General features: G+C 56.9%; 12 protein-coding genes. 1 reads left to right on the top strand and 11 read right to left on the bottom strand.

Features of this window, described 5'->3' with window-relative positions; all coding sequences use genetic code 11:
* Nucleotides 1-97 precede the first annotated feature (97 nt).
* A complete protein-coding gene (locus ACIQ47_RS00790) occupies nucleotides 98-427 on the top strand; it encodes a helix-turn-helix domain-containing protein (RefSeq protein WP_396436363.1) in 330 nt (109 codons plus the stop codon).
* Between the two features lie 149 nt (nucleotides 428-576).
* Here the strand turns inward: ACIQ47_RS00790 and ccmI are convergent, their stop codons facing one another.
* The 11 genes from ccmI to dxs form a co-directional block, all read right to left on the bottom strand.
* On the bottom strand, nucleotides 577-1854 hold the full coding sequence (gene ccmI, locus ACIQ47_RS00785) for a c-type cytochrome biogenesis protein CcmI (RefSeq protein WP_396436362.1): 1278 nt from the start codon (nucleotides 1852-1854) through the stop codon (nucleotides 577-579).
* Nucleotides 1851-2348 (bottom strand): cytochrome c-type biogenesis protein, encoded by a 498-nt coding sequence (locus tag ACIQ47_RS00780; RefSeq protein WP_396436361.1) that lies wholly within the window; start codon nucleotides 2346-2348, stop codon nucleotides 1851-1853. The genes ccmI and ACIQ47_RS00780 overlap by 4 nt, the downstream gene beginning before the upstream one ends.
* Nucleotides 2349-2366: 18 nt before the next feature.
* Complete coding sequence (locus ACIQ47_RS00775) at nucleotides 2367-2954, bottom strand: DsbE family thiol:disulfide interchange protein (protein WP_396436360.1); 588 nt, start codon at nucleotides 2952-2954, stop codon at nucleotides 2367-2369.
* A 15-nt stretch (nucleotides 2955-2969) separates the two neighbouring features.
* The gene (locus ACIQ47_RS00770) at nucleotides 2970-4898 is read right to left on the bottom strand and encodes a heme lyase CcmF/NrfE family subunit (RefSeq protein ID WP_396436359.1); all 1929 of its coding nucleotides are present in this window, start codon (nucleotides 4896-4898) and stop codon (nucleotides 2970-2972) included.
* Between the two features lie 16 nt (nucleotides 4899-4914).
* Complete coding sequence (gene ccmE, locus ACIQ47_RS00765) at nucleotides 4915-5367, bottom strand: cytochrome c maturation protein CcmE (protein WP_396436358.1); 453 nt, start codon at nucleotides 5365-5367, stop codon at nucleotides 4915-4917.
* The gene (gene ccmD, locus ACIQ47_RS00760; protein WP_396436357.1) at nucleotides 5364-5558 is read right to left on the bottom strand and encodes a heme exporter protein CcmD; all 195 of its coding nucleotides are present in this window, start codon (nucleotides 5556-5558) and stop codon (nucleotides 5364-5366) included. The genes ccmE and ccmD overlap by 4 nt, the downstream gene beginning before the upstream one ends.
* Nucleotides 5555-6316 carry a heme ABC transporter permease CcmC gene (ccmC, locus tag ACIQ47_RS00755; protein ID WP_396436356.1) on the bottom strand — a complete coding sequence of 254 codons (762 nt, stop codon included), beginning with the start codon at nucleotides 6314-6316 and terminating at the stop codon, nucleotides 5555-5557. The genes ccmD and ccmC overlap by 4 nt, the downstream gene beginning before the upstream one ends.
* An 18-nt stretch (nucleotides 6317-6334) precedes the next feature.
* Nucleotides 6335-7003: a heme exporter protein CcmB gene (gene ccmB / locus ACIQ47_RS00750; RefSeq protein ID WP_108352454.1), complete on the bottom strand. Its 669-nt coding sequence runs from the start codon at nucleotides 7001-7003 to the stop codon at nucleotides 6335-6337.
* Nucleotides 7000-7614, bottom strand: a complete 615-nt coding sequence (ccmA, locus tag ACIQ47_RS00745; protein ID WP_396436355.1) for a cytochrome c biogenesis heme-transporting ATPase CcmA — start codon at nucleotides 7612-7614, stop codon at nucleotides 7000-7002. Before ccmA ends, ccmB begins: the two co-directional genes overlap by 4 nt.
* Nucleotides 7615-7692: 78 nt before the next feature.
* Nucleotides 7693-8946: a glutamyl-tRNA reductase gene (gene hemA / locus ACIQ47_RS00740; RefSeq protein WP_396436354.1), complete on the bottom strand. Its 1254-nt coding sequence runs from the start codon at nucleotides 8944-8946 to the stop codon at nucleotides 7693-7695.
* Nucleotides 8947-10824, bottom strand: a complete 1878-nt coding sequence (gene dxs, locus ACIQ47_RS00735) for a 1-deoxy-D-xylulose-5-phosphate synthase (RefSeq protein WP_396436353.1) — start codon at nucleotides 10822-10824, stop codon at nucleotides 8947-8949.
* Nucleotides 10825-10988: the final 164 nt, after the last annotated feature.

The raw sequence follows: 10988 nt of genomic DNA, 5'->3' as shown, positions 1-10988 counted from the left end.
TTCAAAACCACCAAAATTTAATATTTGATGTTTCAACACCATCATAATCTACGCAATTCGTAAAAACAACAAATTGTAACTGGTTCATATTTGTTGGGTGAAAAAAACGCCGAATTCAAACAACCCTTCAATTTTTGCCAAGAGACTCAAAGAAGCTCGCAAAGCTTCTGGTCTTCCGCAAGAAGGGCTTGGGGTGCTGATCGGGCTCGACGAATACACCGCAAGCGCCAGAATCAGCCGGTATGAAAGTGGCATCCACCAGCCGCCCATTCAGACCGCGCAACTGATATCAAAAAAACTGGCTGTGCCGCTGGCGTACCTGTACTGCGATGACGACCGTATGGCTCGGCTCTTGTTAAAGCTAAGTACGCTCAGTCAAGAGGAGCTTTGTTTCCTCGAAAGCTGGTTGGATGAAAAAGCAGGCTGAGTGGCCGAGCACTGCGGATGGGCCGGACAAAATGAGCCCGTGGGGGTGATGCGAAATCCCGCCCTGTCGCCCCCCTCCAAAACCCATGCTTCTTGCCCGTCAGCATTCGCGCCAGATGCGCCGCGCCGATGGCATGGCAACGGGGCGTCTCAGGGCCGTTGGGTTTTGATTTCCAGATTCAAACCGGAGGAGCCCACTTTGACAGGACCCAAGCTGCCCTCCCAATCACCCGACTGCGGGATCGCATTGCCCGACTTCGAAATCCGGGCTTTCACGAGCACCTGGCTGGCACCAGAAAGCTTGCGATCGGGCAGCATGGCGCTGCTGTCGTCCAGCGTGAAGTTCAAAGGCAACTGGGCCACGGTGGTCTTCAACAATGCCAGTGGCATCCGCTCGCCATTGGCAGGTACGGCATAGACAAACACCACATCCGTAGGGCTGGTTTGGCTTTTCAATGCCGCTGAGAGACGCACTTGCCCGGAGACATTCAGCGCCGATGCAGCGCCGCCTGACGCAGGCGCCGACGGCGCACCCTGCGCAGCCGGGGCGGCCGATGGGCTGGCTGGGTTTTTCAGTTTGGCTTGAACGGTTGACATGGCTTCGATCAAGTTCGGGACATCGGGGTGATCCGCTGACAGCTGAAGCCGAGCGCGTTGCCAAAATTCAAGGGCATCGGCATAGCGGTTGTCCGCATAGGAGGCGCTGCCAGCCAACAACAATGCGCCATAGTTTTGGGGATCGCGCTGCAAGACTTCGCGAATCACGCGCCAAGGCTCTCCATCGAATCGGCCTTGGTTCTTGGCCGCCAACACCTCGGCCCGCGCCAATATCAGCTCATCGTCTGGATTGAGCTTCAACGCACGCTCAAAGGCTGACAAAGCTGCATCCAAGTTGCCCATGCTGCGGTGAGTCCGCCCCAGCAAGATCCAGCCTTCGAGGTTGTTCGGATCGGCCTGCAGTTTGTTCGCCAAACTCGCTGCGATTTGGTCGAGATTTGGGGGCGCTGCCTGCTCAGTCGCTGCTTCGACCGATGCTGACGCGAACAGCATCGGACTTATCGCTTCAGGAGCTCCTAGCCAGATGTACAAACCCAAAGCCGACATGGGAAAGACCAAAGCGATCACCACCGCTGTGCGCCATGACTGCGCTTGGGTGATGACATGGGGCTCGTCTTCAACCGCCGTGTCTTGCAGCAAGCGCACACTCAGTTCATCGCGTGACTGTTGCCACTCGGCATCACTGAGGTGGCCGTTGGCGTGCTCTCGGTCCAAGTCCAAAATTTGCTCTCGGTAAACCTTGACGTTGGCTTGCGACTGGCTTGCCGAAGTGACCACTGGGCCCTGACGCAGCAAGACCCACACCACCACACCCGCCACACACAGCGCCATGCCCAGCGTGACGGCCAGAAACATCAGCAGTTCAGTCATGGCGACTCTCCGTTTTTCAACAAGACACGAACTTGGTCGCGTTCTTTTTCACTCAAAGGTTGGGTCAACTTCTGAACCGCCTGGCGCTGACGCACATAAAGGGCCATGCCCACCACACCGCACAGCAGCAAGGCAAAAGGGCCAAACCACAACAGCCAAGTCAGGGGTTTGACTTCGGGCCGGTAAAGCACAAAGTCGCCATAGCGCTCGACCAAGTAGGCTTTGATGGCGTCATCACTTTTGTCTTGGCGAATCAGCAGGCGAACTTCTTCGCGCAAGTCGTTCGCCAATTCAGCCCGCGAAGAGGCCAGCGATTCATTTTGGCAAACCAAACAGCGCAGCTCTTCAGAAATGTGAATCAAACGCTGCTCGATCAGCGGCTCCTTGGCCGAAGGTTCAGCCTCTTTGCTTTGGGCCGTCGCGACTGCAACTGCGGCGACCAGGAAAAAAACCCCCTGCAATAGCCGCTTGATTCCGAGAAAATTCGTGCTCATGGACTCTTTCAACCTGCCTTACAAGGCGTTTAACTTCTTCACCAAAGGCAAAATTTGGGCGTCCAACAGTTCCTGCGTGATGACCCCCACGCGTTTGTAGCGGATCACGCCTTTTTGATCAATGACGTAGGTTTCGGGTACGCCGTAAACGCCGTAGTCAATGCCGACACGACCATCCAAATCAAACACAGTTGCGGCATACGGGTTGCCATACCGTTGCAACCACTGCGCGCTGCGCTCACGCGCCCGTTGCAATTTATCTTCGGGTGACAGTTGGCCGCCCGGGGGCATGTCTTGGCTTTGAATTTCTTTGTAACTCAAGCCCACAATGGGCAGTTGGTTGGCTTTTGAAAATGCCACCAACAAGGGGTGTTCTTCCCTGCAGGCGGCGCACCATGTGGCCCACACGTTGAGCATCCAAATTTGGCCCCGCATGTCTTGCGGCCCAAATGGGGGCGCGCTGCGGTCCAAAGTCGGCAAGGCAAATGCAGGCGCTGGCTTGCCCACCAAGGGCGAAGGAATTTCCTGCGGGTTGCGGGTCAAGCCGACCGCCAGAAAACCCACCAAGACCAAAAATAGCCCCAAGGGAATCAAAAACTTTTTCATGCCCAGCCTCTCCCCTTAGGCGGCAACAGCGGCCGGGGACTTGCGGTAGCGACGGTCGCTGACCGCCAGCAAACCACCCAAGACCATCAAGATGGACCCGTACCAAAGCCAGGACACAAACGGCTTGTAATAAACACGCACGCTCCACTGTGGACGCTCGCCTTCAATGGGCTCGCCCAACGACACATACAAGTCGCGCAAAAAGCCCGAATCAATGGCCGCCTCGGTCATGGGCATGTTGCTGGAGAAATAGCGGCGCTTTTCTGGATACAACACCTCCAGCAGTTTTTCGTCCTTGTTGACACGCACCTCGCCGCGCAGCGCTTTGTAATTGGGACCATTCACCTCCGAGACACCCATCAACTCAAAGCTGTAATTTTCAATTTGGACGGTATCACCCACGCCCATGCGCACATCGCGCTCGACTTCGTAGCCCTTGACCAAGGTGATGCCCACCACCACCACCGCAATGCCCAAATGCGCCAGGTGCATGCCCCAAAAGGAAGGCGGGATGCGGCCAGGTTTTTGCATGCGGTTGACCATCTGGTGCAGCAAACCCGCCACCACCCATGTGGCCAAGGCCATGCCCATGGCGGTCAGCCAAGTGCCTCGGGTGCTGAAGAACATGACGCCCAAGCCCACCAACACAGCAGCCAAAGCCGGCCAGCGCATGGCATGGGCCAGCTCTGCCCATCGGGCTTCGCGCCAATGCGCGACGCCCCCTGGCACCATCAGAAACACCACAGGCACCATCAAAGGCACAAACACCGCATTGAAGTAAGGTGCCCCCACCGAGAGTTTGCCCAAGTTCAAGGCGTCCACGATCAGGGGGTAAACCGTGCCCAACAACACGGCAGCGGTGGCCACCACCAAAAGCACGCTGTTGGCCAACAGCATCGACTCGCGGGACACCAAGCCCATCTTGCCGCCCAAGGTGGCTTTCGGCGCACGCCAGGCAAACAGCGTGAGCGAAATACCCACCACCAAGGCCAAAAAGATCAAGATGAACACCCCCCGTTTGGGGTCTGAGGCAAACGAATGAACCGAGGTCAGCACGCCCGAGCGCACCAAGAACGTGCCCAGCAAAGACAATGAAAACGCCCCAATGGCCAACAAGATCGACCAGGCCTTGAAGCCACCGCGCTTGTCAGTCACCATCAAAGCATGAATCAAGGCCGTGCCAAACAACCATGGCAAGAGGGAGGCGTTTTCCACCGGGTCCCAGAACCACCACCCGCCCCAGCCCAACTCGTAATAAGCCCACCAAGAGCCCAGCGCGATGCCGGCGGTCATGAACATCCAGGCCACAATCGTCCACGGCCGTGACCAGCGGGCCCAAGCCGCGTCCATGCGCCCCGACAGCAAGGCGGCAATGGCAAAAGCAAAGGCCACCGAAAACCCCACATAGCCCATGTACAACATCGGCGGGTGAATGATCAAGCCCGGGTCTTGCAGCAATGGGTTCAAATCGCGCCCGTCGGCGGGTGCCGGGATCAGGCGCTCAAACGGACTGGAGGTGATCACAGTGAAAGACAAAAACCCGACAGACACCCAGCCTAAAACCCCAATCACCCGAGCCACCATGGCCAAGGGCAGGGTTTTCGAAAACCAGGCCACGGCCACCGTCCAACCCGACAACATCAGCACCCACAACAGCAACGAGCCTTCATGGCCACCCCACACTGCGGACACTTTGTATTCGATGGGCAGGAGCGAGTTGGAGTGTCCGGCGATGTATTTGATTGAAAAGTCGTCCGTGACCGCCCCATGCGTCAACACCGCATAGGCCAATACGATGAGTGAAAACTGAAGCCAGGCCGTCGGCTTGGCCAGCGCCTGCCACCTGGGTCTGTCCAACATCGTGCCCGCCAGGGGCAACACCGCTTGCAAAAAAGCGACGCAAGTGGCGAGGATCAGCGCAAAGTGACCAATTTCAACAATCATTGAAAGCTCTTTTCTCTCAGTTAGGCAGCTTGAGCGTCTTTGCCGCTTTGTCGGCTGCAGCCTGGTCTAAGGCATGTTGCGCCTCAGGTGGCATGTAGTTTTCATCGTGTTTGGCCAAAACTTCGGAGGCCTTGAATGCTTGGCCCTCTTGCATTTTCCCTTGAGTCACCACGCCTTTGCCTTCTTTGAACAAATCGGGCAAGAAACCGGTGTAAGACACGGCGACTTCGTGTGCAAAGTCAGTCACGACAAATTGCACGTTCTCACCGTCTTTTTTCACACTGCCCTCTTTGACCATGCCGCCCACGCGAAAGGCACGGCCTTGAGGGGCCTGCCCTTGCGCGACTTGGGTGGGGGTAAAAAAGAAAACCAAGTTGCTTTGAAATGCATTCAAAACCAGCGTGCCCGCTGCGGCCAATGCCAGCAAGCCGGCGCTGATCCACAGCATGCGTTGATGACGGGGCTTCATGATTGCCAATCCTTGCTCAAACCTTGTTCAGAGGCCGATTCTGCTGCCACTTGCGCCAAGGCACGCTGACGCTGCAGCCTGACCCAGCCCACTTCGAGGGCCATGAGGAGGGCGGTAACACCCAAACTGCCCCAGACATAAAACCCATACCCTCCCATGGCCCAAAAATCGGCCGCACTGTTCCAAATCATGGCGAAGTCCTTTTGAATTGGGCTTTGATTTCGGGCAAGTCTGCCACCCACTGCGCGTGCCTTTCACGCATCAAAATCATGCTCCTGACTCTGTACAAAGCGATGGCAATGGCATAAAGCCAAAATGCAACAGCCATGATGAGCATGGCTTGCAACATGATTTCCGCCATTTTCGAGCCTTGGGTCAAGGACACCGACGCGCCCTGGTGCAAGGTGTTCCACCACTTCACGGAGAAGTAAATCACCGGCACATTGAGCGCTCCCACCAGGGCCAAGATGCCACCGGCTTTGTCAGCGCGTCGGGTGTCGTCGATGGCATTGGTCAAAGCGATGTAGCCCAAGTACAAGAAAAACAAAATCAGCTCAGAAGTCAGGCGGGCATCCCAGACCCACCAAGTGCCCCACATGGGTTTGCCCCAGAGCGCGCCCGTCCACAGCGACAAAAAAGCACAAATGGCCCCGGTGGGTGCCAAAGCGCGGCACATCATGCCGGACAAGCGTGTGTTGAAGGTGAGGCCTAAAAAAGCCCAAAAAGCCATGGCCAGGTAAATGATCATGGACATCCATGACACAGGGACATGTACAAAAATAATGCGATACCCCTGACCTTGCTGAAAATCGGTGGGTGCCACGAAAAAGCCCAACCACAAACCCCAAACCGCCAGCGCCGAAGCCAAGGCTGCCACCCAAGGCCACAAACGACCGGCCAAGCCGTAAAAGTTTTGCGGTGCAGCGTAGTGAAAGAAAATTTTATTCATCGTTCCATCAAGCAAGGCTCATGATTCCAGCGCAATGCGAAGCGAGGCCGCGCTCACCCAAGGGCTGAACACGGCAGCGACCAAGGCCATGGCGGCCAAAATGGACAGATGTGCCGCAGCACCTAAGCCACTCATTTGTGCCTGAACCGCGCCAGCACCAAAAATCAAAGCCGGCACGTACAAAGGCAAGATCAACAAAGACAGCAAAACATCCCCCCCTCGAACCCCTAAGGTGAGTGCCGCGCCCACGGCCCCTATCAAGGACAAAATGGGCGTACCCAGCAAAAGACCGATCGTCAAAGTCCACAAAGCCTCTTCGGTCAGGTCAAATTGCAAGCCCAAAACAGGGGCCAGCAAGACCAGTGGCAGGCCAGAGAGTAACCAATGCGCCAAAATTTTGGCGGCCACCAGAACCGATAAACTGTTCGGAGATAAGGCCATTTGCTCCAGCGTGCCATCGGCAAAGTCTGCTGCAAACAAGCGCCCCAGGGAAAGCATGCTGGCCAGCAAAGCCCCCACCCACAAAATGCCGGGTGCGACCAAGCGCAAAGTGTTGATTTCCGGGCCAATGCCCAGAGGGAACAAGGCGGCCACCACGACAAAAAAGAAAACGGCGGTGATGACCTCGGTTTTGCGCCGCATGGCCAGAACCAAATCGCGCTGAACAACGGCCCAAAAAGCGCTCATGTGGTCAACCGGTAAGAAAGCGCCTGGCCTTGCAACGACAGGGGCTGGTGGCTGGTCACCAGCAACATGCCGGCGTCGTTCAAATGCGCGTTGATCACCCCCGACAAAGCATTTTGTGCGGCCGCATCCAGGGCCACAAAGGGCTCGTCCAAAATCCACAGGGGTGCACGACTGATGAGCAAACGGGCCAAGGCCGTGCGCCTTTTTTGCCCCTGAGACAGTACCCGAACGGGCAGGTGCTCACGCCCCCGCAAACCCATTTGGCCCAGGGCGGCCATGACACGGTCAACAGAGCCATCACGACCCGCCACGAGGGCATCCGCGCGCAGGTTTTCAAGTGGGCTTAAATCTTCCTTGAGGGCCAATTGGTGGCCCAAATAAAGCAAATTGGCCCTGAAGTTGTCGGGCTCTTGAACGATGGATTGGTTTTTCCACGTCACTTCGCCTTGCTCCCAAACGCCCAGGCCACAGAGCAGGCGCAGCAAACTGGTTTTGCCAACGCCATTGTCGCCCTCCAAATGCAGCCATTGCCCCGGCATCAAGCTGAAGGAGACATCGGAAAAAAGTCGGCGGTGGCCCCGACTGAGTGAAAGGTGGGATACGGTGAGCATGTGACTGAATCTTCGCAGATCATGCCCGCATGAAAGGCCCCTGTGTCAAAAAAAAACCACCCACACAGCTGAGCGCCATCAGGTATTCAAAAACATGTGCCGCACGGTTTCAAGGGTGTGCTGCCTGTGCGCGCCTTCGGCATGGTGCAATTCCCGCAAAGGGCCATTGAGCATTTTTTTCATCACCCCCAACGACAGCGACTCGAGAACACTCTCAATGTCTTGGCCTTTTTCAATTTGCTTGCGGGCGCGGGCCAATTCTGTTTGTCGCCAAGCATCGGCTTGCACTCGGAGTTCTTGGATCACAGGCACATGGGTGCGGTGGTCCAACCAGGACATGAATTTTTGAACCCCCTCGTCGATGATGGCCTCGGCATCCACCACCGCTTCCTTCCTGTGCGATTGCCCGCTGTTGATCACTTCGGTCAGGTCGTCCACGGTGTACAAATACACATCCGACAAACCCTTGACTTCGGGCTCAATGTCGCGCGGCACCGCCAAATCGACCATGAAAATGGGCCGGTTTTTCCGGGCCCGCAAAGCCCGATTCACCGCCCCCAACCCAATCAAGGGCAAGGTGCTGGCGGTGCAACTGATCACCACATCAAATTCGTGCAATCGGGTCGGCAAATCGGCCAACGCCATGCACCGCCCGCCATGCAGGGCGGCCAATGCCTCGGCACGCTCAGCAGAACGGTTGGCGATGGTGATGCTGCGCGGCGACTTGGCGGCAAAGTGCGCCACACACAGCTCAATCATGTCGCCAGCGCCCACAAACAGGACATGGGTGTCTTGGATTTTTTCAAAAATGCGGCTGGCCAATCGAACGGATGCGGCCGCCATGCTGATGGAGTGCGCGCCAATGTCGGTGGCGCTTCTGACTTCTTTGGCCACCGCAAATGAGCGTTGAAACAGTTGGTTCAGCGTGGTGCCCAAGGCCCCTGTGTTGGCGGCCAATCTGACGGCATCTTTCAGTTGGCCCAATATTTGGGACTCGCCCAACACCATGGAATCGAGCCCACTGGCCACCCTGAACGCGTGGCGTGCCGAAGCATCCCCTTCCATTCGGTAGGTGTGCGATTGCAGCACGTCCACCTGCGTTTGTCCGGTTTGCGCCAACCACGCCAGTGTTTCTGGCCAATGCACGGCATCCCCTGCGCAGTAAATTTCTGTCCGGTTGCAAGTGGACAAAATGGCCACTTCTTTGTGCGTCGCAAAGCTTTGACGCAGCCCCTGCAAGGATTGCTCCAGTTTTTCAGACGCGAACGCAAAACGTTCCCGCAAATCAATGGGGGCAGTCCGGTGGTTCAGGCCCAGTGTCCAAACAGCCATTCAGACAACCCTTCTGAGCATCGGTGCAGTTTGTACATCCGGCCATTGCTTCGAAATCCGCTGCGCAATGCCTTCAGCCGTCAGGCCGTAATCCTTCATCAACACCTTGGGGTCGCCGTGTTCCGTGAACTCGTCTTCAAACCCGATGACCAACACCGGCTTGACAAGGCCCATGTCTTGCAAGGCCTCCAGCACAGCAGCGCCTGCACCGCCTGAGCGGGTGCCGTCTTCCACCGTGACCAAGCGGTCGTGCGTGAGGGCCATGTCTTTCAATACTTGCAAATCCAGGGGTTTGGCCCAGCGCATGTTGACCACCGTGGCGTTCAAGGTTTGGGCCGCCTTCAATGCTTCGTGAAGCAAGGGGCCAAACGCCAAAATGGCCACGCCTTCGCCCTGGCGCTTCACCTGCGCCTTTCCCCATGGCAAAGGGGACAAGTCGGCGTCAACGGGCGTACCGACACCGGCACCGCGGGGGTAGCGCACCGTGACCGGGTGGTCCAGTGAGTAAGCCGTACTGAGCAATTGTCGGCATTCTTTTTCATCGGCCGGGCACGCCACGCTCATGTTGGGAATGCAGCGGGTGAAGGCGATGTCATACATGCCCGCATGGGTGGGGCCGTCGGCGCCCACCAAACCGGCGCGGTCCAAGGCAAAGACGACGGGCAATTTCTGCAAGGCCACATCGTGGATCAACTGGTCATAAGCGCGTTGCAAAAACGTCGAATAAATGGCCACCACCGGTTTGAGGCCTTCACAGGCCAAGCCCGCAGCAAACGTCACGGCATGTTGCTCAGCAATGCCGACGTCGTGGTAACGGCTGGGAAAGCGTTCACTGAAGGCCACCATGCCCGAGCCTTCTCGCATGGCGGGCGTGATGGCCACCAGGCGGGGGTCTTTGTCGGCCATGTCGCACAGCCATTGGCCAAAGACCTGGGTGAAAGTGACCGGGGACGGGCCCGCACTGCGCAAGCCCACCGCCGGATCAAATTTGCCAGGGCCGTGGTAGGCCACAGGGTCCAGCTCGGCCTGGGCATAACCCTTGCCTTTGCGCGTGACCACATGCAAAAACTGGGGGCCGGGGGTCTTGTGCAGTTTTTGCAAGGTATCGACCAGGCCCTGGACATCATGGCCGTCGACAGGCCCGGTGTAGGTGAATCCCAGTTTTTCAAAAATCGTGTGCGGCTGGATCAGGTTTTGGGTCTGTTCCTCCAGGTGCTTGGCCAATGCAAACAAGGGAGGCGCATTGCGCAACACCTGCTCACCCCATTGTTTGGCTTGGGCATAAAAGCGCCCGCCCATCAACTCAGCCAAATAGCGGTTCAAAGCGCCCACAGGCGGGCTGATCGACATGTCGTTGTCGTTCAAAATGACCAACAAGTCATAGGGGCTGTTGCCCGCGTTGTTCATCGCCTCGTAGGCCATGCCTGCGGTCAGGGCCCCATCGCCAATGATGGCCACCGCTTTGCGTGGGCTGCCGGTTTGCTGGTGTGCCACCGCCATGCCCAGTGCGGCAGAAATGCTGGTCGAAGAATGTGCGGTGCCAAAGGCGTCGTAGACGCTTTCTTCTCTGCGGGGAAAACCGCTCAAACCGCCTTTTTGACGCAAAGAGCCCATCTGCGCGTTGCGGCCGGTCAGTATTTTGTGGGGATAGGTTTGGTGGCCCACGTCCCAGACCAAGCGGTCTTCGGGGGTGTTGAACACATAGTGCAGGGCAATGGTCAATTCCACCGTCCCCAAATTGGAACTGAAATGCCCGCCGGTTTGAGACACGGTCTGCACCAAACGCTCGCGCAACTCTTGGGCCAAAGACGGCAGGTTTTCACGCGAAAGCTTTTTCAAGTGCGATGGCGACTGAATCCATTCCAGCAAAGCATCCATGGTGGGCCTGAAAAGGTGATAGACAGACCTGCAATTTACCGTCAATTCCAAAAACGTCAAGCAAAATTGACACTTTATTCCAATTTATTTATTAAATCTCCGGGGTCATCCAGGCACCCATGGCGTCTTCTCCATTGGAAAATCGCTCCAAAAAATCTCAAATA

The sequence above is a fragment of the Limnohabitans sp. genome (assembly GCF_044373035.1).
Classification (GTDB): domain Bacteria; phylum Pseudomonadota; class Gammaproteobacteria; order Burkholderiales; family Burkholderiaceae_C; genus Limnohabitans_A.
The sequence above is the reverse complement of the archived record's forward strand: the minus strand, read 5'-3'. Positions and strand labels throughout refer to the sequence as shown.

What these genes read in the sequence shown, in the direction of transcription:
- ccmI (WP_396436362.1), bottom strand. Translation starts at nt 1,854, where the DNA reads ATGACTGAACTGCTGATGTTTCTGGCCGTCACGCTGGGCATGGCGCTG.
- ACIQ47_RS00780 (WP_396436361.1), bottom strand. Translation starts at nt 2,348, where the DNA reads ATGAGCACGAATTTTCTCGGAATCAAGCGGCTATTGCAGGGGGTTTTT.
- ACIQ47_RS00775 (WP_396436360.1), bottom strand. Translation starts at nt 2,954, where the DNA reads ATGAAAAAGTTTTTGATTCCCTTGGGGCTATTTTTGGTCTTGGTGGGT.
- ACIQ47_RS00770 (WP_396436359.1), bottom strand. Translation starts at nt 4,898, where the DNA reads ATGATTGTTGAAATTGGTCACTTTGCGCTGATCCTCGCCACTTGCGTC.
- ccmE (WP_396436358.1), bottom strand. Translation starts at nt 5,367, where the DNA reads ATGAAGCCCCGTCATCAACGCATGCTGTGGATCAGCGCCGGCTTGCTG.
- ccmD (WP_396436357.1), bottom strand. Translation starts at nt 5,558, where the DNA reads ATGATTTGGAACAGTGCGGCCGATTTTTGGGCCATGGGAGGGTATGGG.
- ccmC (WP_396436356.1), bottom strand. Translation starts at nt 6,316, where the DNA reads ATGAATAAAATTTTCTTTCACTACGCTGCACCGCAAAACTTTTACGGC.
- ccmB (WP_108352454.1), bottom strand. Translation starts at nt 7,003, where the DNA reads ATGAGCGCTTTTTGGGCCGTTGTTCAGCGCGATTTGGTTCTGGCCATG.
- ccmA (WP_396436355.1), bottom strand. Translation starts at nt 7,614, where the DNA reads ATGCTCACCGTATCCCACCTTTCACTCAGTCGGGGCCACCGCCGACTT.
- hemA (WP_396436354.1), bottom strand. Translation starts at nt 8,946, where the DNA reads ATGGCTGTTTGGACACTGGGCCTGAACCACCGGACTGCCCCCATTGAT.
- dxs (WP_396436353.1), bottom strand. Translation starts at nt 10,824, where the DNA reads ATGGATGCTTTGCTGGAATGGATTCAGTCGCCATCGCACTTGAAAAAG.